This is a genomic window from Streptomyces sp. DSM 118878 (assembly GCF_052936595.1).
Map to the genome: position 1 here is coordinate 4,215,754 of NZ_CP193622.1, position 20,000 is coordinate 4,235,753.

The 20,000-nt window shown below is 73.0% G+C and carries 18 protein-coding genes; 12 read left to right on the forward strand and 6 right to left on the reverse strand.

What is annotated here, in order from left to right:
- Positions 1-102: 102 nt before the first annotated feature.
- Positions 103-342: a chaplin gene (locus tag ACRAKF_RS18705; protein WP_447038300.1), complete on the reverse strand. Its 240-nt coding sequence runs from the start codon at positions 340-342 to the stop codon at positions 103-105.
- A 402-nt stretch (positions 343-744) separates the two neighbouring features.
- Between ACRAKF_RS18705 and ACRAKF_RS18710 the strand changes: the two genes are divergently transcribed.
- From ACRAKF_RS18710 to ACRAKF_RS18745, 8 genes are read left to right on the forward strand one after another with little or no spacing between them, the layout of a single operon-like run.
- A complete protein-coding gene (locus ACRAKF_RS18710; RefSeq protein WP_447038301.1) occupies positions 745-1,902 on the forward strand; it encodes a glycosyltransferase in 1,158 nt (385 codons plus the stop codon).
- Positions 1,899-3,431, forward strand: a complete 1,533-nt coding sequence (locus ACRAKF_RS18715) for an exopolysaccharide biosynthesis polyprenyl glycosylphosphotransferase (protein WP_447038302.1) — start codon at positions 1,899-1,901, stop codon at positions 3,429-3,431. Before ACRAKF_RS18710 ends, ACRAKF_RS18715 begins: the two co-directional genes overlap by 4 nt.
- Before the next feature lie 5 nt (positions 3,432-3,436).
- Positions 3,437-4,873 (forward strand): O-antigen ligase family protein, encoded by a 1,437-nt coding sequence (locus ACRAKF_RS18720; protein WP_447038303.1) that lies wholly within the window; start codon positions 3,437-3,439, stop codon positions 4,871-4,873.
- On the forward strand, positions 4,870-6,567 hold the full coding sequence (murJ, locus tag ACRAKF_RS18725; protein ID WP_447038304.1) for a murein biosynthesis integral membrane protein MurJ: 1,698 nt from the start codon (positions 4,870-4,872) through the stop codon (positions 6,565-6,567). Before ACRAKF_RS18720 ends, murJ begins: the two co-directional genes overlap by 4 nt.
- Positions 6,557-7,345, forward strand: a complete 789-nt coding sequence (locus tag ACRAKF_RS18730; RefSeq protein ID WP_447038305.1) for a polysaccharide deacetylase family protein — start codon at positions 6,557-6,559, stop codon at positions 7,343-7,345. The genes murJ and ACRAKF_RS18730 overlap by 11 nt, the downstream gene beginning before the upstream one ends.
- Positions 7,342-8,487, forward strand: coding sequence for a glycosyltransferase (locus ACRAKF_RS18735; protein WP_447038306.1), 1,146 nt, complete (start codon positions 7,342-7,344; stop codon positions 8,485-8,487). The genes ACRAKF_RS18730 and ACRAKF_RS18735 overlap by 4 nt, the downstream gene beginning before the upstream one ends.
- The gene (locus tag ACRAKF_RS18740; protein WP_447038307.1) at positions 8,484-9,191 is read left to right on the forward strand and encodes a lipopolysaccharide biosynthesis protein; all 708 of its coding nucleotides are present in this window, start codon (positions 8,484-8,486) and stop codon (positions 9,189-9,191) included. Before ACRAKF_RS18735 ends, ACRAKF_RS18740 begins: the two co-directional genes overlap by 4 nt.
- Positions 9,188-10,291: a GNAT family N-acetyltransferase gene (locus tag ACRAKF_RS18745; RefSeq protein ID WP_447038308.1), complete on the forward strand. Its 1,104-nt coding sequence runs from the start codon at positions 9,188-9,190 to the stop codon at positions 10,289-10,291. The genes ACRAKF_RS18740 and ACRAKF_RS18745 overlap by 4 nt, the downstream gene beginning before the upstream one ends.
- Here ACRAKF_RS18745 and ACRAKF_RS18750 read toward each other — a convergent pair.
- A complete protein-coding gene (locus ACRAKF_RS18750) occupies positions 10,285-11,502 on the reverse strand; it encodes a glycoside hydrolase family 26 protein (protein WP_447038309.1) in 1,218 nt (405 codons plus the stop codon). The two genes, ACRAKF_RS18745 and ACRAKF_RS18750, sit on opposite strands and share 7 nt — an antisense overlap.
- A 129-nt stretch (positions 11,503-11,631) precedes the next feature.
- Between ACRAKF_RS18750 and ACRAKF_RS18755 the strand changes: the two genes are divergently transcribed.
- Positions 11,632-13,074 carry a carboxylate--amine ligase gene (locus ACRAKF_RS18755; RefSeq protein WP_447038310.1) on the forward strand — a complete coding sequence of 481 codons (1,443 nt, stop codon included), beginning with the start codon at positions 11,632-11,634 and terminating at the stop codon, positions 13,072-13,074.
- A gap of 210 nt (positions 13,075-13,284) precedes the next feature.
- Here ACRAKF_RS18755 and ACRAKF_RS18760 read toward each other — a convergent pair whose 3' ends face one another.
- The 3 genes from ACRAKF_RS18760 to ACRAKF_RS18770 all read right to left on the reverse strand — a co-directional run bounded on the left by ACRAKF_RS18760 (position 13,285) and on the right by ACRAKF_RS18770 (position 15,294).
- The gene (locus tag ACRAKF_RS18760; protein ID WP_447038311.1) at positions 13,285-14,160 is read right to left on the reverse strand and encodes a chaplin; all 876 of its coding nucleotides are present in this window, start codon (positions 14,158-14,160) and stop codon (positions 13,285-13,287) included.
- 376 nt (positions 14,161-14,536) lie between these two features.
- Positions 14,537-14,833, reverse strand: coding sequence for a hypothetical protein (locus tag ACRAKF_RS18765; protein WP_447038312.1), 297 nt, complete (start codon positions 14,831-14,833; stop codon positions 14,537-14,539).
- 212 nt (positions 14,834-15,045) lie between these two features.
- Positions 15,046-15,294: a hypothetical protein gene (locus tag ACRAKF_RS18770; RefSeq protein ID WP_447038313.1), complete on the reverse strand. Its 249-nt coding sequence runs from the start codon at positions 15,292-15,294 to the stop codon at positions 15,046-15,048.
- A gap of 580 nt (positions 15,295-15,874) precedes the next feature.
- Between ACRAKF_RS18770 and ACRAKF_RS18775 the strand changes: the two genes are divergently transcribed.
- Positions 15,875-16,408 (forward strand): GNAT family N-acetyltransferase, encoded by a 534-nt coding sequence (locus ACRAKF_RS18775; RefSeq protein WP_447038314.1) that lies wholly within the window; start codon positions 15,875-15,877, stop codon positions 16,406-16,408.
- Positions 16,409-16,433: 25 nt separating this feature from the next.
- Here ACRAKF_RS18775 and ACRAKF_RS18780 read toward each other — a convergent pair whose 3' ends face one another.
- Positions 16,434-17,258: a class I SAM-dependent methyltransferase gene (locus ACRAKF_RS18780; RefSeq protein ID WP_447038315.1), complete on the reverse strand. Its 825-nt coding sequence runs from the start codon at positions 17,256-17,258 to the stop codon at positions 16,434-16,436.
- 70 nt (positions 17,259-17,328) lie between these two features.
- Here ACRAKF_RS18780 and ACRAKF_RS18785 point away from each other — a divergent pair, with 70 nt between their 5' ends.
- Positions 17,329-19,161 (forward strand): prolyl oligopeptidase family serine peptidase, encoded by a 1,833-nt coding sequence (locus ACRAKF_RS18785; RefSeq protein WP_447038316.1) that lies wholly within the window; start codon positions 17,329-17,331, stop codon positions 19,159-19,161.
- A gap of 56 nt (positions 19,162-19,217) precedes the next feature.
- Complete coding sequence (locus ACRAKF_RS18790; protein WP_447038317.1) at positions 19,218-19,997, forward strand: SURF1 family protein; 780 nt, start codon at positions 19,218-19,220, stop codon at positions 19,995-19,997.
- Positions 19,998-20,000 lie beyond the last annotated feature (3 nt).

A 20,000-nucleotide genomic window follows, 5' to 3' on the forward strand; every position in this document is an offset into this window, starting at 1 on the left:
CACAGCCGGTCCGCCCCGGCCCCGCACGCGGGAACAGCGGCCCGCGTACGCGAGAACGGCCGCCCCCGCTCGTGCGGGGACGGCCGTTCTTCGGGCGACGCGTCAGGGGTTGACGCACTTGTTGCCGAACGCCGGGTTCAGCAGACCGCCGGCGTTGACCGTGTTGCCGCACACGTTCACGGGGATGTGGATCGGCGCCTGGACGACGTTGCCGGAGAGCGCGCCGGGGGACTTGGTGGCAATGCCCTCCGTGCCGGCGTCGGCGACGGCGGCACCCGCGGATCCGGCCACGGCGGCTGCGGCGGCTGCGGAGAAGGCGAGGGCCTTGGTGGTACGGGACATGGGGTGCTGCTCCTTGGCGACGGTGTGACGTACGGGCGGGATGCCCGTATACGGGGGTCAACTGCCGAGCCGGACGACGAGTTGTGCGCCCGGACGAGTGATGTGGGATGTGCGCCCTGCTGACAGCGAGGACGCAGGTTGACGCGTCGACCGGCGGGCGGGGGTGCCCGCCGGATACGCGTGTCGTCGCCATCGACCCCGCCTCACCACGCCCTTCACCGATCCGACACACGTTCCGGGATCGGCGGAGGCGCTCCTCCATCGAGCTACAGTTGCGCTTCCCTTTGGGGTATTTCGGTCATATACGTCAGATACGAGCATTCACTGTAAATATCTCCATTCCGCAAATACTCCATCTCCGCTGTGGTTCAGAGCTCTTCACGTCGGAAGGCCAACGCCGTCATGCGTCACTCCCCGGGCTCGCGGATCCTGCACGTCAGCCAGCCCGTGGAGGGCGGCGTGGCCCAAGTGGTCACCGACCTGGCCCGCGCCCAGGCCGCGGCCGGCACCGACGTCCACGTGGCCTGTCCGGACGAGGGCCCGCTGGCCCGGATCTGGGACACCGCCGACGGCGGTGTGCGCGGCCACCCGTGGACGGCCTCGCGCTCCCCGGGGCCACAACTGGCCGCCGAGGTACGCGACCTGGCCCGCGTCATCGCCTCCGTACGGCCGGCGCTCGTGCACGCCCACAGCGCCAAGGCCGGCCTCGCCGCGCGCATCGCCCTGCGGGGGCGCGTCCCGACCGTCTTCCAGCCGCACGCCTGGTCCTTCGAGGCGGTCGGCGGCGTCATGGCGCCGCTGACCCGCTGCTGGGAGCGGCGCGCCGCCCGCTGGACGGACCGCGTCATCTGCGTCAGCGAGGCCGAGTGGCTCACCGGCCGCCGGGCGGGCGTCACGGGGGCGTACTCCGTGATCCCCAACGGGGTGGACGTCGGCCGTTTCACCCCCGGCCGCCGGGCGGACGCCCGCGACCTGCTGCTGCCCGACTCCTTCGCGCGGGCCCCCCTCGTGGTGTGCGTGGGCCGGCTGTGCAGACAGAAGGGCCAGGACATCCTGCTCCGCGCCTGGGCCGCCGTCGCCGAAGCGCTGCCCGCCGCCCGCCTCGTCCTCGTCGGGGACGGGCCCGACGCGGCCGGGCTGCGGGAGCTCGCGGACAGGACCGTGCTGTTCGCGGGGGCGACGGACGACGCCGCCCGCTGGTACCGGGCGGCCGACGTGGTCGTCCTGCCCTCCCGCTGGGAGGGCATGGCCCTGGCCCCGCTGGAGGCCATGGCCTGTGGCCGCCCCGTGGTGGTCACCGACGTGAACGGGGCCAGGGAGAGCCTGCCGCCCGCCGACCGCGCGCACGCCCTCGTACCGCCCATGGACCCGGCGGCGCTGGCCCGGGCCCTGCTCGCCCTGTTGCGGGACGGCTCGCTGCGGGCCGCGCTCGGGCGGCGGGGCCGCCGTCATGTCCTCGATCACCACGACGCCCGGCGGACCGCGTCGGCGGTCGACCTGGTCTACCGCGAGCTGCTGGGCCCGGCGCCCACCAAGTACAGGGAGTTCACGACCACGTGAGTGCCGAACGAACCGTCGCCTCGTCCTCAGGACAACCCCGTCAGGAACAGCACGCCCCCGCCGCGCCCGTCGTCGTGGCACCCCGTGGCGCCCTCGACCCGCGCACCGGGGCCCCTGCCGGGCGGCCCGCGCACGGATGGCGCCCTGCGGCGGCCCTGGTCACCGTCGACGTCGCCGCCGCGCTGCTCGGCATGCTCCTGCTCGACGAGCCGCGGCAGTACGCCGTGCTCGCGCCCCTGCTCGTCGTCGGCGTCCTCGCCCTGAACGCGCGGGGGCGCCTGTACGAGTGCACCGCCCTGCCCGCCACGCTCGACGAGGTGCCCTCGCTCTGCGGACGCGTCGCGCTCGGCTGGGCCCTCGTCGCGGCGCTCGCGCCCGCCCTGCCCGTGGACCCGCCGCCGCTCGCCCCGCGCACGCTGCTCATGGTGACCGCGGCGCAGTGCCTGATCGGCGTCTGCGGGCGTGCCCTGGTCCACCGGCACCTGCGCGCCCGCGCCCTGCGAAGACCCCGGCCCGTCCTGGTGCTCGGCCCCGGCGGACAGGCCCAGGCCGTGGCCGCCGCCCTGCTGCGCCGGCCCCGCTGCGGGATGCGGCCCGTGGGCGTCGTGGACGAGGCAGGGGCCGGAGCCGGAGCCAAGGCCGGGGCCGGGGCCGGGGAGCAGCGGGCCGCCGAGGAGGACGGCACCGAGCCGCCCGTCGCGCCCGGACTCCCGGTGCTCCGCACGGAGGACGAACTCCACCGCGCCGTCATCCAGAACGACGTCCGCGCCGTCCTGCTGCTCGCCGGCCAGGGCCCCGCGCTCGCCGACCGGCTGCCCGCCCTGCGCGGCCTCGGCTGCGACCTGTGGGAGATCGACCCGCGCGGGCCCGGCCTTGCCCCGCCCCGGGAGAGCGCCCGGCACAGCGTGGCGGGGTTCCACTGCCGCCCGCTGCCGCCCGCCCAGGACCGCGGGACGGGCTGGTGCAAGCGGCTCCTGGACTTCGCGGTCTCCGGCGTCCTGCTGATCGTCGCCTCGCCCGCGCTCCTGACCTGCGCACTGGTCCTGCGGACCACGGAGGGGCCCGGCGTCATCTTCCGGCAGGAACGCGTCGGCAAGGACGGGCGGCTGTTCACCCTCCTGAAGTTCCGCACCCACCGGCCCGCCGACCCGCAGGAGGCGGCCACGCGGTGGAGCGTCGCGGACGAGCACCGGATGAGCTCGTTCTGCCGCTTCCTGCGCAGCACCTCCCTCGACGAACTGCCGCAGTTGTGGAACGTGCTGCGCGGCGACATGAGCCTGGTCGGGCCGCGCCCCGAACGCCCCTTCTTCGTCGCGCAGTTCAGCCAGACCTACCCGCACTACGCGCAGCGGCACCGGATGCCGACCGGTATCACCGGGCTCGCCCAGATCCACGGTCTGCGCGGGGACACCTCCATCGAGGACCGGTGCCGCTTCGACAACGCCTACATCGACGGCTGGTCCTTCTGGCAGGACCTCTGCATCCTGCTGCGCACCGTCGGCTGCCTCGTGCGCCGCACGGGGAGCTGAGGCCCGTGACCCACGCCCCCTCCCCCTCCCTCTCCCCCTCCCTCCCCCGGGCCCGGCCCCGGCCCCGGTCGCTCGACGCCGCCCTGCGCGGGCTGCGGCGCGACGCCACGGCCCTGCCGGTGGTGCTCCTCGTCGCGCTGCTCGCGCTGCCGTTGCCCGCCGGCGGCGAGGCTGCCGGAGGCGGTGGCGGCACGGGCACCGTGGCCGACGCGGTCTCCGCCCTGGTGGTCGCCGCCTGCGTCGTCCACCTCGTGCGCACCGGGCGGCGCCCGCTGACCAGGACCGCCGCCGTGCTCCTCGGGCTGCCGGTCATCGGCGTCACCGTCGCCGCCTTCGGCGCCTCGTCGGCCGCGACCGGGGTCGCGGGGGCCGCGCGCTACCTCCAGATCTTCGTCCTCGTACCCGCGGCCGTGCTCATCCTGATCCGTGACGCGCGCCAGCTCCGGCTCGTCGCCTGGGCGCTGGTGGCGCTGGCGCTCTGGCAGGGCGCGCTCGGCGTGCACCAGAACCTCACGGGCACCGGGGCCTCGTACGCGGGCGAGGACATCCGTGCCGTCGGGACCTTCGGCTCCACGGACGTCATGGGGATGGCCACCGTCGTCTCCTACGGGCTCGTCTGCTCCCTCGCGCTCGCCTTCCGCCCGTACGCGCCGCGCCAGCGGTCGGCGGCCGTGGCCTGTGCCGCGCTGCTGACCGTGCCGCTCGCCCTGTCGTTCAGCCGGGGGGCGTGGATCGCCACGGCGGCGGCCTGCACCGCGGTGCTGTTCCTCGCCGGGGCGCGCCGCGCGGGCCGCGTGCTGCTCGCCGGGGGCGCGGCGGCCGTGGTCCTGGTGGCCGGGTTCGGCCTCGGCTCGGCGCTGCTCCAGGAGCGGCTCAGCAGTATCACCGAGGTCACCGGCGCGCCCGACCAGTCGGTCACCGACCGGTACACGATGTGGGCGGCGTCGGCGGACATGTGGCGCGAGCACCCCGTGACCGGCGTGGGCCTCAAGGGCTTCCCCGACCACCGTGACGGCCACGCCTCGCTCGCCCTGTCCTCCGCGAGCGACACCGCGGGCGCGGGCAGCGACTTCGTCCGCCAGCCGCTGCTCTCCCCGCACAACATGTACCTGCTCGTCCTGGGTGAGCAGGGCCTGCTCGGTCTGCTCGCGCTGGCCGGCGGCTGGCTGGCGCTCCTCGTCCGCGGTCTGCGCAGATGGCACGGCGAGCGCGCCGGCCCCTTCGGCGGCAGCCCCGGCGGTCCTCGCCTCGACTGCGCGCTGCTGGCCTGCGGCCTGCTGATCCGGCAGCTCATCGACTTCCTCTACGCGGACATCGGCGGGCCCTCCACCGTCCTGACGGCGGTCGTGCTCGGCATGGTGGCGTGGTGGTCGCTGGGCTCACGCCGAGAGCTGGCCTCACGCCGAGAGCTGGCCTCACGCCGAGAGGCGGCCCCGCGATGACGACCGCGCCACGAACAACACCGAAGCCGCCACTGCCACTCCCCCCGCCCCCGACGCCCACCGCTACCGGGGCCGGAGCGGGCCCCGGGGCAGGGGCCGGGTCGGGCAAAGCCGGTGGCTCCTTCGTCGCCAAGGCCGCGTTGGTCACCGCCGCGTTGTCCGTGGCCGGGTCGTTGCTCGGGCTCGTGCGGGATCAGGCGCTCGCGCACTTCTTCGGTGCCGGTACGGACACGGACGCCTTCCTCGTGGCGTGGACCCTGCCCGAGCTGGCCGCCACGCTGCTCATCGAGGACGGGCTCGCCTTCTTCCTCGTACCGGCGTTCAGCCTCGCCCTCGCCCGCCGGGCACAGGAGCCGGACTCCGATCCCGTACGCGATCTCGTGCGGGCGTCGCTGCCGCGGATGTCCCTGTGGTTCGCGGGCGCCGCGCTGCTGCTCGTCGCGGCGGCGCCCGCCGTGGTGGAGCTGCTCGCGCCCGGGCTGCCCGACCCCCGGCTCGCCGTGGACTGCACGCGGCTCACCGCCACGTGCGCCTTCACCTTCGGGCTCACCGGCTACTGCAGCGCGGCCCTGCGCGCACACCAGCGGTTCGTGGCCCCCGCGACGGTGTACGTCGCGTACAACACCGCCATCATCGCCGCCCTGTTCCTGCTGGCCGCCCCCTTCGGCGTACGGGCCGCGGCGGCCGGGGTCGCGGTGGGCGGCGCGCTCATGGCGCTCGTACAGGCGCCCTCGCTCTGGCGGCAGCTACGGCGGCGCACCGAGGACACGGCCAGGATCTCGGCCAAGAGCACGGCCGCGGCCTCGGAGGCGACGCTTCAGACCGCGCTCATCTGGACGGTCCTCTTCTTCGCGCTGTGCCGTCAGTCCCAGGTGCTCATCGAGCGGTTCCTCGGGTCCTCGCTGCCCGCGGGCGCCATCTCGCACCTGAACTACGCGCAGAAGGTCGCGCAGATGCCCATGGTGCTGTCCCTCATGCTCTGCACCGTCACCTTCCCCGTCGTCGCCCGCGCGCTGGCGGCCGGCGAGACCGAGCGGGCCAGGGACCGCGTGGAGCGCGACCTCGTCCTCGCGGGCTGCATGGTGCTCCTGGGCGCGGCGACGGTCATCGCGAGCGCGCCCGCCCTCATCGAACTGCTCTTCCAGCGCGGCCACTTCACCGCACGGGACACCGGGATCACGGCCTCCGTCATGCGCGTCTACGCGCTGGGCCTCCTCGGCCACACCATGGTCGGCGCGCTCGCCAGAGCCCACTTCTCCGTGGCGAGGAAGACGTGGGTCCCGCTCTACGCGATGTTCATCGGCCTGGTCACCACCGCGGGCATCGGTTTCCTGGCCGTCGGCACCTGGGGCGTCCACGGCATCGCCGCCGCCAACGCCATCGGCATCTGCGTCACCGCCCTGCTCCTGTTCCGCGGCCTCGGCCCGCGCACCGTGCCCGTCAGGATGCGGGCGGTGCTCCCGCAGCTCGCCCGGCTCACCGTGGCCGCCGCCTGCGCGACGGTGCTCGGCGCCCTCACCGAGGGCGGGATCGGACGGCCCGTCCTCGCCGTCCCGGCGAGCGGCGCGGTGGTCACCGTCTCCTTCGTACTCCTGGGGCTGCTCCTCAAGGCACAGCCCTGGCCGTCCGCACTCCGCTCAGTGACCCGCTCAGTGATCCGCTCAGTGACAGGAAAGCCGCGTCATGTCCGTTGACCTCACCCCGCCCGCCCCCTCGGACGCGGAGCCCTTCCTGCGGCTCCGGACACCCCGCACCCCGGCGTGGGTGGCGATGTACCACTCCGTGGCGGACCCCTCCGACGACCCGTACGAGATCACCGTGGCCCCCGACCGCCTCGACGCCCAGCTCCGCTGGATGCGGCGCCAGGGGCTGCGCGGGGTGTCGATGCGGCACCTCATGGAGGCGTGCGCCCGGGGCCGGCAGCACAACCTCGTCGGCCTCACCTTCGACGACGGCTACCGCGACTTCACCGAACACGCCCTCGCCCTGCTGCGCCGCCACGAGTGCACGGCCACCGTCTTCGTGCTGCCGGGCCGCCTCGCCGGGGAGAACGCCTGGGACCCGCTCGGCCCCCGCAAGCCGCTCCTGGACGCCGACGGCATCCGGCACGCCGCCGCCGAGGGCATGGAGATCGCCTCGCACGGCATGACCCACGTCGACCTGACCGCCGCCGACGACCGGACGCTGCGGCGCGAGACCGCGGGGAGCCGGGCGGCGCTCGCCGACGTGACGGGCGAGGAACCCGAGGGGTTCTGCTACCCGTACGGGCACGTGGACGAGCGGGTGCTCATGGCCGTGCACGACGCCGGGTACCGCTACGCCTGCGCCATCGCCCCCGGCCCGCTGACCGGCCCCCTCGCGCTGCCCCGCGTACACATCGGCCAGAGCGACACGGCCTGGCGGCTGCGCCTGAAGCTGCGCACGAACCGGCTCAGGCACCGCGCGCTCGACGCCTCGGCGGTGACGGCATGAAGGCCCTGCACATCATCACCGGGCTCGGCGTGGGCGGCGCGGAACAGCAACTGCGCCTGCTGCTGCGCCATCTGCCGACGGACTGCGACGTCGTCACGCTGACCAACGCGGGCACCGTCGCGCGCGGCATCGTGGCCGACGGCACCCGCGTCACCGACCTCGGCATGGCCGGCAACCGCGACGTCAAGGTGCTGCCCCGGCTGAGCGGGCTCATCAGGACCGGCGGGTACGACGTGGTCCACACGCACCTGTACCGGGCCTGCCTCTACGGACGCGTCGCGGCCCGCATGGCCGGGGTGCGCGCGGTGGTGGCAACGGAACACTCCCTGGGTGAGTCGCAGATGGAGGGCAGGCCCCTGACCAAGGGGGTCCGCGCGCTGTACCTCGCGGGGGAACGGCTCGGGCGGATGACCGTGGCCGTCTCCCCCGCCGTCGGGCGGCGCCTCACCAACTGGGGGGTGCCGCGGCAGCGCATCCAGGTGGTGCCGAACGGCATCGACGTGCGGCGCTTCCGCTTCGACGCGGCCGCCCGCGTCCTGGTCCGCAAGCGCTTCGGCCTCCCGGAGTCGGCGTTCGTCGTCGGGGGCGTGGGCCGGCTGACCGGCGGCAAGCGGTTCGACGTACTGCTGCGCGCGGTGGCCCGGCTGCCGCGCGACGTCATCGTCCTGCTCGTGGGCACCGGTCCCGCGGAGCCGGAGCTGCGGGGCCTCGTCCAGCGGCTCGGCCTCGCCGACCGGGTGCGGTTCGCCGGTGAGGCGGGCCACGAGGAGGGCACCGCCGCCGACTGCGTGCCCGACCTGCCCTCGCTGCTCTCCGCCATGGACGCGCTGGCCTCGCCGTCCCCCGAGGAGGCCTTCGGCCTCGCGCTCGTGGAGGGGCTCGCCAGTGGCCTGCCCGTCCTCCACTCGTCGTGCCCCGCCATCGACGACCTCCCCGCGGACGTCGGGGCCGACGCCGCCCACTGCCCGAGCGAGCCGGACGCCTTCGCCCTGGCCCTGCACGGCCTGCGCGGCGGCATCCCCTCGCGCCGCCCGGTACCGGCCGCGGCACAGCACTACAGCATCACCCGCAGCGCCGACCAACTGATGCGTGTCTACACGTCGGTTGTCTCCGGCCAGACCCTGGAGGTGACCCCTCGATGAGCGACTCCCCGAACGAGCGCCCGCGCCCCGACGGCCCACACCCCGACGGCCCGCGCCCCCGTCTCGCGCCCCTGCGCGCCCGTCTCGCCCCCCTGCGCGCCCGCGCCGCCCGGCTGCCCCGCTGGAGTGCCCTGCCGGCCTGCGCGCTCGTCGGCCTCCTGGCCGGCACCGGGTACGGCGTCCTCAAGACGCCGCAGTACACGGCCACGAGTTACGTGGTCGCCGTGCCGCAGGGCAAGTCCGACCCGGCCACGGCCCTGGGTTTCGCCCAGGCGTACGGCCGGGTGGCGAAGCAGCTCGCCGTGACCGGTGACGCGCAGGTTGCGGCGGGCATGTCGCCCGCCAGGCTCCAGGACAGCATCCAGGTGGCCACCTCGCCCGACGCGCCGATGATCGCGATCTCCGTGTCGGCCACGAGACCCGCGAACGCCGCCCTCGCGGCCAACGCGGTGGCCCGCTCCCTGTCCACGGGCGCCAACCACTCCAAGGACAGCACCCAGGTCAAGCTGCTGCCGTTCTCCCGGGCCCTCGACCCGACCGAGCCCTCCACGCTCTCCACCGGGGTGACCGCCCTGGTCGGCGGCTGCGCGGGCGGCCTGCTCGGCGGCCTCGCCCTCCTCGTACGCCCGCGCGGACGCACGGAAGCGGCCCCCGGCGCCTCCGTGCCGAGCCCCGCGTCCGCCCTGGCCAGGAGCGCCCCGTGACGGCCGCGCGGGGCGGCGCCCTGACGACGCGGGTGTGCGCGGACGAGGCCGAGTTCGAGGCGCTCGCCGACGCCTGGCGGCGGCTGTACCGGTCCTGCTCGGCGGCCACGCCGTTCCAGAGCCACGCGTGGCTCTCCTCCTGGTGGCGGTCCTACGGGCGGCCGGGGCGGCTGCGGGTGGTGCTGGTCGGCGACGGGGAGCGGCTGGTCGCGGCGGCCCCGCTGATGCGGGTACGCGGCTCGGTCCTGAAGCCGCTCGGGGGCGCGATCTCCGACTTCACGGACGTGCTCCTGGACGACGCCCACCGCGAGGCGGGGGCGCGGGCGCTCGCGGCGGGCCTGCGCGCACTCGCCGGGACCGCGCTGATCGACTTCGGGGAAGTGCGGCCGGGCGCCTGCCTGGAGAGCGTCTACGGGCTCTGGGAGGGGCCGAAGCGGGCGCTGGCCGACTCGCCCTGCCTCGAACTCCCCGCGCTGCCCATGGACGAGCTGCTCAAGCGCCTGCCGACACCGCGGGCCCAGCGCGCCCGCGCCAAGATCCGCAAGCTGTCCGCGCTCGGCGTGGAGAGCCGCGTCGTGCCCGCCGACGAGGTGGAGACCTCCCTGCACACCTTGCTGCACCTGCACAAGCTCCAGTGGGAGGGCAGGAAGGTGACCTCCGAGCACCTCCAGCCGCGCTTCCGCGAGCACCTGCTGCGATCGATGCGGCCGATGGTGGCCGCGGGCGAGGCCGTGGTGACCGAGTTCCGGCTCGACGGCGAGGTGCTGGCCGCCGATCTGACGCTGCTCTCCGGCAGGCTGGCCGGCGGCTACCTGTACGGCGCCCACCCCAGCCTCAGGGAGCGCAAGGTCGACGTGGCCACGATGCTCCTGGACGCGACCACCCGGCACACCGGCGGCGAACAGCGCCGCGCGCTGAGCCTGCTGCGCGGCAACGAGCCGTACAAGCACCACTGGCGCCCCGACCCGGTCACCAACCAGCGCTTCCTCCTCGCCCGCAGGCGGACCGCCCCGCTCCTGTCCACCGCGGTCGGGTACGCGTCGGCCCGCGAGTGGGCGAAGCGGCGGCTGCGGGAGCGGCGGGCCCGGCGGGGTCAGTAGCCGCCCTTGCCCTTGGCCAAGTCGAACCGGAAGCAGAACCTGTTGCCCAGCCAGGGCCCGGCCCACTGGCCGGCGCGTGTCGGGGAACACGCGGGCGGCTTCGCGGGGTCGGCCGATTCGGCCGGTCCGACCAGTGTGGCCGACTCGGCCGGTTCGACGAGGTCTTCGAGCCCCTGGGAGAGAAGGTCCCGGTAGACCGCGGAGGCACTGGGGTTGGTCGTGCACTGCCACACGCCGTGGGGGCAGTAGTCGGTGAGGGTGTTGTACAGCGGCTTCTTTTCCTTCATCCATTCCAGCATGCCGCGCATGTATTCTTCGTTGTCACCGTTGCGGAACAGGCCCCATTCGGGGTACGAGACGGGTTTCTTGTGGGCGGCCGCGAACTCGATGTGATCCTGGAGCCCATAGGGTTCCTTGACCTGCTCGTCGAACGACATTCCGCGCGGCTGGTCGTACGAATCCATGCCGATGATGTCGACGGACTCGTCGCCGGGATAGCACTGCGTCCACGGAATGGCGTCACGCCCCCTGTTGGGCGTGAAGTCGAACTGAAACTTCTGTCCATCCACCGACCGCATTGTGGTGACGATCCTGTTCCAGTACCTCTTCCAGGACTCCGGGTCCGGGCCGCACCGATGGGTGTAGGTCGTGCCGTTCATCTCCCAGCCGAGCACGATCACCGTCTCGGGCACGCCCAGGTCGACCAGGCGCTGGGCGAGCACCCGGAAGTGATCGTCGAAGTGGCCGGCGGCCCCCCTGCGCAGCAGCGCCGCGACCTCGGCGTCCCCGACGCGCTCCTCGTTCCTCTCCAGCATGGGGACGTTGAGCACGAAGAGCCTCTCGTCCTTCTTCTTGCGCCAATCCGCCCAGCCCTCAAGGAAGTTCGGCGCCCCGGCGATGTTGCTCCAGCGGTCGCCCGGGAGATAGGTGTGCCCGACCAGGAGTTCGATGCCGCCGAGCCACTTGCTCAGCTCCCCCATGCGCTCGACTCCGTCCGTCCCGTAGTCGAGATAGGCCCCGAACGCGGGTGCCCTCCCGCCCGGCGTGGGCGATGCCGGGGGCGCGCTCGACGAGGGCGAGGGGACGGGTGGCCCGTCGTCGCGCATGACGCCCGCCGTATGGGCCGGCGCGGCGGCGATGGCCACCGACGCGACAATCGCGCCGGCGATGAAGGACAGCCGTTGTCTGCGTCGTCCGCTCCCTGGGGCCATGACCGCTCCTCCTTCTTCCGGACTCACATACTGATGCACCGTCATTTGTATTCCTATTGCGCCAATAGGGCTTCTAATCCTTGATTACGCCACCTCGCCCACAAGGGCGATCGAGCAGGGAGGACGAAATTGCTTCCTCTTGACACACGGATTCCCGCGGTCCTTCTGCGGATCGACCGCAATCCCTTTCACCATGGGACGTTGGGCGCCGTACGTTCCCTGGGGCGCGCGGGCGTGGAGGTCCATCTGGTGGCCGACGACGACGGAAGTCCCGTACGGCACTCGCGACATCTGCACCGGATGCATCCGCCGCCCACCCCCGGGGCGCCGCCCGCCGAGGTGGCGCGCGTCCTGCGGCGGGTCGCACGCCACCTCCGCGGGCCCGCCGTGCTGATCCCCCTGGACGACGCGGGCGCCCTCGCGGTCAGCGCCCTGCACGCGGAGTTGAGCGACCTCTACCTGCTGCCCCGCCCGGCGGGGAACACCGCCGAGCGCGTCGCGGACAAGGCCACCCTTGCGCAGGTGTGCGAACAGGCGGGCGTGGCCCACCCGTTCACCCTGGCCCCGGAGTCGGCCGCCGAGGCCGCCCGCGCCGTGCGCAGGACCGGACTCCCCGCCGTGGCCAAGTGGAGCCGCCCCTGGCTGCTCCCCCAGGACGCGGGCCTGCGCAGCACCACCGTGATCGACTCCGCGCGGGAGGCCGTGGCCCTGTTCGAGCGCCGCGGCGATGCGGGCAGCCCGCTGCTGCTCCAGGCGTTCGTGCCCGGGGCGGCCGGGGACGCGGACTGGTTCGTCCAGGGCTGTGCCGGGCACGACGGCGTCGTACGCGGCGGCGGTACGGGCCGCAAGCACCGCTCCTGGCCGCGCTCGGCGGGGCTCACGGTGAGCGGCGAGTGGATCGCGCACCCCGGACTGTGGTCGGCGGCGACCCGGCTCGTCTCGGCCCTGGAGTACCGCGGGATCTTCGACCTCGACTTCCGCAGGGACGCCCGCACCGGCGACTTCCACCTCATCGACTTCAATCCGCGCGCCGGCGCCCAGTTCCGCCTCTTCGCCGACGGCACGGGCACAGATGTGGTGCGGGCTCTGCACCTGGGCCTCACCCACCGGCCGGTGCCCGCCCCGCGCCCCCTCGTCGGCCGCACCTTCCTGGTGGAGAACTACGCGCCGCTCACCGCCCTGCGCACCCTGCCCCTGCCGGCTCTGCGCTCCCTGCCGCTGCGGGCCCTGCACTCCTTGCCTCTGCCGGCCCTGCGCTCCCTCCCCCTGCCGGCCCTGCCCGAACCGTCGCCGCCGGGCGAACTCGCCTGGCACTGCGGCGACGATCCCGCTCCCGGGGCGGCCATGCGCCGGCTGTGGCGCCGCCACGTGCTGCGGCGCCTCGCCGCGGGGCTGCGCCGCCGGGCGCTGGGCCTCTGGCAGGCCCTGACCGCCGGGCGGCCCGAACACGCCCCCGTGTCGCCCCCTCCCGCCCCCGCGGCGGTCCTGCCCGGCCCCGCGGGGCCCTGCGACCCCATCGGCACCGGCCTCCCTGGCCCGACGAACAGGGAGCGAGCAGTCACCGATGCCTGACGGCATGCCCTGCTGAGCGCGGCCGGGTGCGCCGCGCTGATCGGATCGGGTGGCACGCCGGGCGCGGCCAGGCGTGCCACACGCGCGTGCCCGTGCCCGCCCCTAATCTCGGCTCAGGTGACGCGGAGACGGCACCCGGCCCGGCTCCCGTGTTCGCGATGGTCCACGGAAGCCGGGCTTCCAGCGCGAGCGACTGAGCCCCGTGCCGGCCTAGCCGCGGGACGACGCGGTGCGGCGCCGGTAGAGGATCACTCCACTGAGTAGCAGCGCGGCGCTCGCGGCCGAGGCGCCGTAGAGCGCCTCGTCCGCGCCCGTCTCGGCCAGCTTCGCCCGCGTGTCGACCGAGTCGTCGGCGCGCGTGGTCTGCGGCTCGTGCTTCGGCGCCGGCGACTTGTGCGCGGGCGTGGACGACGGCGGCACGACGAGCGGGACGGGGGCGGGCTCGACCCGGTGCCCGTCGCCGGGCCCGTGCGGCGCGGGGTCGTGCGGCGCCTTCTCCTCGTGCTTCTCGCCCGGCTCGGACGCCGGGGCGTCGCAGCCGTTGCCGAAGATGGACGAGAGCAGGGAGCCAAGGCCCAGGTGGTTGCCGCAGGCCTGGACCGGGGCGTCGACCGGGGTCTGCGCGGTGTTGCCGGACCCGGCACCCGGGGAGTCGGACGCGTGGCCCACGACGACGGCCTCGCTGGTGTTCGACGCCCCCTCCTCGTGTCCACGGGGTTCGTCGTGCCCACGGGGTTCCTCGTGTCCACGGGGGTCTTCGTGCCGGTCCTGCGGAGGCCGCGCATGCGGCTCCGACTCGTGCTCCGGCTCCGACTCGGGCTTCGTCTGGTGGTGCCCGCCGTGGTGCGGAGGCTGCTCGTGGTGCGGGTGGGACTCACGGTGGTCCGACCCGTTGATGCACTTGTTGCCGAAGGCGGGGTTGAGCGCCGCGGCGACGTTGGTGGTGTTCCCGCAGACGTTCACCGGTACGTCCATCGGCGCCTGCGCGGTATTGCCCGCGAGGGCGCCGGGCGAGTCCTGTGCCTTTCCTTTCGCCTCGGAGTCGGCGAACGCGGAGGCGCCGGACAGGGACAGAATGCTCGTCACGGCCGCGGCGGAAAGCATGCCTTTACTGAGGGCCTGTCGCATCTATTGAACTTTCTCTCAGTCATTCGCGCACTTGTCGACGGACACCGGGGCGCCCGCGCCTGCCCAACGAGTGAGGAAGAGGAGAGGAAACCAGGACGTCGACCGACCATGAAAGTTCACCCGAATGCCACACGGAACGCACGGGAACGGAACGCGCGAGAACCGGATACACGAGAACGGGCCGCCCGCTTGAAAGCGGACGGCCCGTTCGGGCACTGCGGTGCGGGAGACCCGGCACAGAGCTTGTTCAGTGAGCCCGTGCCGCGGAACGCACCAGGGAATGCCGCGGGCTCAGTTCACCCAACCATGCGCGGTGGCAGGCAGGAGACGAGGATCAGCGGTGGTGCTCATTCCGGGGGACGATGACGGCAGCCTTGGAGCTGTTGTCGTCCTCGTCGATGTGCACGATCTTGGTCTTCTCCTCCTCCTCCGAGTTCTCGGAGCAGTCGATGCTGTTGTTGGCGCCCGACAGGATCGGGATGTCGATGACCTCGATCGTGTCGCAGCTGAGGATCTGGGTGCCGTTGTCGAACTTCGAGGTGTCGTCGTCTGCGGCCTGGGAGGCTCCGGCACCGGCGCCGACAATGGCCATCGCAGCGGCGGTGATGATGAGGGCCTTGCTGAGCTTCACGATTTCTCCTATGAGGCGTGTGCTTTTGATCGTCTTTCCGCACCTTGTCGGAGCGGAAAGTCCCTACCACTGGGCTATCACACGTCTTCACCCAGTACTAACACCGGCGCCACCGGCTGTACCATTCAGTCACCGGAATGGCGGTTCGGACCTCCGGCGCCACCAATCAGTTGAACGAAGTGGCTTCCCGAAAGGTTTTGCTCCATTCGGGGTCAGTAATTCTGACGTGCCACGTGCGTCATGTAGTCGTGGGTTTCTTCGGACCGGTTCTCCGAGCAGTCAATATTATTGTTGGCCGAAGAAGCGATCGGGATGTCCAGGACTTCGAGGGTCAGACAGGACAGAATCTGGGTGTTGTTCTCGAACTTGGGCTCGTCGTCCGCGTGGGCGCTACCCGCTCCCGCCATCAGGAGGGCAGCAGCCGACAGGGACAGCACGGCGAATTCTTTGCGACGTCGCATGATGGACCTCCACTGTTGGTGTTCTCAGCCGGAACTGATGATTGCTGCGGTCTCGCTACTGAATAGCTCGCCACAGGTGTCAGCATCAGGAAAACGACGGCGAAACTCGGAAGCCACTCCGCCACAAGGGTGGTATTCACCCGGTAGCCGTCTACTCGATACGCGAGTTCCGGTTCCAGGGGTCGCGCTCGACCAGCCTTCTCCACTCGGGATCGGGCCGGCCGGGAACGGTCCGCCCCTGCGCGAACCAGCTCCTGAGCAACGCGTCGTAGATGGGGTCGGTGCGGCACTCCGGGGGTTGTCTGCTCGTCGGAATGGCACCCAGCCGCTGCCAGGGTCGTGTGCGGTCAGCCATAGTTCCTCGCCGAGAGTGGGGGGCGCCTCCGTTGGAGGTCTCCGTCTTCGTTCCTGTCCAGACGAGAATCGAAACGGTGCCATTGGGGCGAAAGGGTGGTTTTCGCCCACCACGTCCCGGGGCGGGAACGCGCCGCCCTCTACTCCTCGTCCTTCCGTCCTGTCACCATGCGGAGTCCAGGTGCGGGGGGAGACGCCCTCAGCGGGGCGGGGCGGGAGGCACACATTGGCTGAGGTGTTTCTGCGGCGGCTGAGCCGCTGGCAGGCCGAGCAGCAGCGCGAGGCCGTGGCCGACCTCCATGTGGAGGCCTATCGGAGGGTGGCCGAGGCCGAGCAACACGACCGCCCGGGCTTCCTGCGGCGCTTCGAGCACGACGTGCAGCAGCCCGACTTCGACATGGTCGTCGCCGAGGCCGGGGGCCTGGTCGGCTGCCTCTACGGCTACCGGGCGGCCCGCACCGGTGAATGGTGGGAGGGCTTCCGCGGCATCCTGCCCGCCGAGATCCAGGAGCAGACCGCGTCGGGGCGGGTCTTCCTCCTGGGCGAGCTGATGGTGGGTCCCGCCCAGCGCAGGTCGGGCATCGCGACGCGGCTGCGGACGCTGCTCATGACCCGGCACACCGCCGACGTCGTCGTCACCGTCATCAAACGGGGCGACGACCTGGGGCGTGAGGTGCTGCAGGCCTGGGACTGGGTGAAGCTGGGCGAGTTCGACCCCGGCCGCGAGGGGTGGCTGCGACCGCCGTCACCCCTGCCGTGACGGTCCGAACCCCAGAGCCCGGCTCTCAGCCCTTGGTCGCCTTCAGGGTGTACATGAGCGGGATGCGCGGGCGGTCCACGGGGAAGCGGTAGGCGCCCTCGCGCCGTTCGAGCGTGCCGAAGCGCGCGAAGAGGGTCGTGTCGCGCTCGCGCAGGAAGTCGACGCGCAGACCGGCGGCGGCGAGCGCGGAGACCACGTCGCCGATCGGGTGCTGCCACTCGACGCTGCGGTTGTGGACGGTCGGCGTGCCGGCGTCCGCGTATCCGTCGGGCCGCTCCTCCACCCAGGCCTCGCGCGCGAAGTAGTCGTGCTCCACGCGCGTGCCCGTGGCGTCATCGAGGATGTCGGTGAGCGGATGGAACTCCGCGAGGTAGAGGAAACCGCCGGGCGCGACCAGCGAGGCCGCCGTCTCCGCCCAGCGCCCGACGTCCGGCAGCCAGCCGAGCGCTCCGACGCCGGTGTACACGATGTCGTACGAGGAGTCGGGCACCGCCTGCGCCGCGTCGTACACGTCGGCGGCGACGAAGGCGGCCTGCTCCGCGGTCAGCCCCAGCTCGGCGGCGAGGTCGCGGGCCGCCTCCACGGCCGGCTCGGAGAAGTCGAGGCCGACGACGCGCGCCGCCCCGTGCCGCGCCCAGGAGAGCGTGTCGAGGCCGATGTGGCACTGGAGGTGCAGCAGCGACTTCCCGCGTACGTCGCCGACCTCGACGAGCTCGAAGTCGCGCAGGGGGTCCTTGCCCGCCCGGAAGGCGTCGAGCTCGTAGAAGTCGCCTGCCAGGTGGATGGGAACGCGCTCGTCCCAGCGCTTCCTGTTGGTGTCGCGCCAGTCCTCGGGCGTCGGGGAGTACATGCCGGAAAGTTATCCACAGGCTGGGGACCCTCGCCAGCGGATTGTGGGCGGTGGCAGGCAGTATGGGGGCATGAGCGAGACGGGTGCCGAGAAGGCCACGGGGACGCAAGCCATGCCGGACTGGGAGAAGCGGTTCAGAGCACCACGGGTGTCGCTGCCGGACTGGGCGGAGGACGCCCCGCACCGCTCCCTGTTCGTGTCGAACGCGACGGGGACGTATGAGCTGTACGCATGGGACAGGGAGACCGGCACCCAGCGCCAGGTGACGGACCGGCCGAATGGTACGACGGACGGCGTCCTCACGCCCGACGGCGAGTGGATCTGGTGGTTCAACGACAAGGATGGCGACGAGTTCGGCGTCTGGCTGCGCCAGCCCTTCGCCGGCGGCCCCGACGAGCCCGCGGTCCCCGGCCTCGACGCCTCGTATCCCGCGGGCCTCGCCCTCGGCAGGGACGGCGGGACGGTGGTCATAGGCCGCTCCACGGACGAGGAGGGCTCGACGATCCACGTCGTGCGCCCCGGCGCCCCGGACGCGGGCCCGGTCGAGGTGTACCGGCACCGGGAGTCGGCGGGCGTGGGCGACCTCTCCCACGACGGCACCCTGATCGCCGTCGAGCACACGGAGCACGGCGACGCGATGCACTCCGCGCTGCGCGTGATCACGCTGGACGGCTCCACCGTCGCCGAGCTCGACGACACCGACGGCGGCTCGGTCGAGCTGGGCCTGGAGGTCCTCGGCTTCGCGCCGGTCGACGGTGACACGCGGCTCCTCGTCGGGCACCAGCGGCGCGGCCGCTGGGAGCCGATGCTCTGGGACGTCGCCTCGGGCGAGGAGAGCGACCTCGCGCTCGGTCTGCCGGGTGACGTGAGCGCCGAGTGGTATCCCGACGGCTCGGCGCTGCTGGTCGCGCACGGCTTCGAGGCCCGCGGCGAGCTGTTCCGCTACGACCTCGCCTCGCGGGAGCTGGTGCGTATCGACACGCCCGCGGGCTCGGTCACGGGCGCGACGGCCCGGCCCGACGGCACCGTGGAGTACATGTGGTCCTCGGCGGCCGAGCCGCCGGTCGTGCGCTCGACCTCCGGCGGTGTCGTCCTCGACCCGCCCGGCATGAAGGCCCCGAAGTCCGTCCCCGTGGAGGACGCGTGGGTGGAGGGGCCCGGCGGCCTCATCCACGCCCTCGTCCAGCGGCCCGCGGGCGCCACGGGCCCCCTGCCGACCGTCTTCGAGGTGCACGGCGGGCCCACCTGGCACGACAGCGACTCGTTCGCGGCGGGCCCGGCGGCCTGGGTCGACCACGGGTTCGCGGTGGTGCGGGTGAACTACCGCGGCTCGACGGGGTATGGCCGGGAGTGGACGGACGCCCTCAAGCACCGCGTGGGCCTCATCGAGCTGGAGGACATCGCGGCCGTCCGGGAGTGGGCGGTCGGCTCCGGTCTCGCCGACCCGGACCGCCTGGTCCTCGCGGGCGGCTCCTGGGGCGGCTATCTCACCCTGCTCGGCCTCGGCACCCAGCCCGGCGCCTGGGCGGTGGGCCTGGCGGCCGTGCCCGTCGCGGACTACGTGACGGCGTACCACGACGAGATGGAGGCCCTGAAAGCCATGGACCGCACGCTCCTCGGCGGCACCCCTGAGGAGGTCCCCGAGCGCTTCGCGGCCTCGTCCCCGCTGACGTACGTGGACCAGGTCAAGGCCCCGGTCTACATCTCGGCGGGCGTCAACGACCCGCGCTGCCCGATCCGCCAGATCGACAACTACGTCGACCGTCTCGCCGCGCGGGGCGCGGTCCACGAGGTCTACCGCTATGACGCGGGCCACGGGTCACTGGTCGTGGACGAACGCATCAAGCAGGTCTCCCTGGAGCTGGCCTTCGCCTCCCGCCATCTCCCCCCGCGGGCGGCCTGAGTCCGGCGGGCCACCCCCACCGCCGGGCCGCCCGCAGGGCCCCGTACCGTGGGGGTGTGTACCGGTTTCTGCTGACGCCCCGCTGGTGGGGGATCAACGTCTTCGTCGTGCTGGCCATCCCCTTCTGCATCTTCATGGGCTCCTGGCAGCTCGGCCGCTTCGAGGACCGCGTACAGGATCATGAGTCCGCGGAGCGGCAGGCCGCGGCACGGGCCGAACCGGGCACCGAGGCCAAGGCCCGCCCCCTCGACTCGCTGCTGCCCGTCGACAAGAACACCTCGGGCGAGCAGACCACGGCCACCGGCCGGTATGGCCAGCAACTCCTCGTCCCCGACCGGGAGTTGAACGACAAGACCGGTTTCTACGTCCTCACCCTGCTCCGCACGGACAGCGGTAGGTCACTCCCGGTGGTCCGCGGCTGGCTCCCCGGCGACGCGAGCACCGCCAAGGCCCCCGCCGCGCCCAAGGGCGAGGTCACCGTGCGGGGCGCCCTACAGGCTTCCGAGAGCCCCGGTTCGAACGGCGTCAGCGCGGCCGGCGGCCTCCCCCGCGGACAGCTCGGCGCGATCAGCTCGGCCTCGCTGGTCAACCTCGTACGCGACGACGTGTACGACGCGTGGGTCACCCTCGCCGAGGCGGACTCCGGGATGAAGTCGGTCCCCGCGACCGCCCCGAACGACACCGGCCTGGACCTGAAGGCCTTCCAGAACCTCGGCTACACCGGCGAATGGTTCGTCTTCGCGGGCTTCGTCGTCTTCATGTGGTTCCGGCTGTTCCGGCGCGAGACGGAGTTCGCCCGCGACGCCCGCCTCGGTCTGGCCACAGAAGCCCCCTAGCGA

Bases quoted from the DNA above. Each gene is read 5' to 3' on its own strand.
- ACRAKF_RS18705 (WP_447038300.1), bottom strand. From the start codon at position 342: ATGTCCCGTACCACCAAGGCCCTCGCCTTCTCCGCAGCCGCCGCAGCC.
- ACRAKF_RS18710 (WP_447038301.1), top strand. From the start codon at position 745: ATGCGTCACTCCCCGGGCTCGCGGATCCTGCACGTCAGCCAGCCCGTG.
- murJ (WP_447038304.1), top strand. From the start codon at position 4,870: ATGACGACCGCGCCACGAACAACACCGAAGCCGCCACTGCCACTCCCC.
- ACRAKF_RS18730 (WP_447038305.1), top strand. From the start codon at position 6,557: ATGTCCGTTGACCTCACCCCGCCCGCCCCCTCGGACGCGGAGCCCTTC.
- ACRAKF_RS18735 (WP_447038306.1), top strand. From the start codon at position 7,342: ATGAAGGCCCTGCACATCATCACCGGGCTCGGCGTGGGCGGCGCGGAA.
- ACRAKF_RS18740 (WP_447038307.1), top strand. From the start codon at position 8,484: ATGAGCGACTCCCCGAACGAGCGCCCGCGCCCCGACGGCCCACACCCC.
- ACRAKF_RS18750 (WP_447038309.1), bottom strand. From the start codon at position 11,502: ATGGCCCCAGGGAGCGGACGACGCAGACAACGGCTGTCCTTCATCGCC.
- ACRAKF_RS18770 (WP_447038313.1), bottom strand. From the start codon at position 15,294: ATGCGACGTCGCAAAGAATTCGCCGTGCTGTCCCTGTCGGCTGCTGCC.
- ACRAKF_RS18780 (WP_447038315.1), bottom strand. From the start codon at position 17,258: ATGTACTCCCCGACGCCCGAGGACTGGCGCGACACCAACAGGAAGCGC.
- ACRAKF_RS18785 (WP_447038316.1), top strand. From the start codon at position 17,329: ATGAGCGAGACGGGTGCCGAGAAGGCCACGGGGACGCAAGCCATGCCG.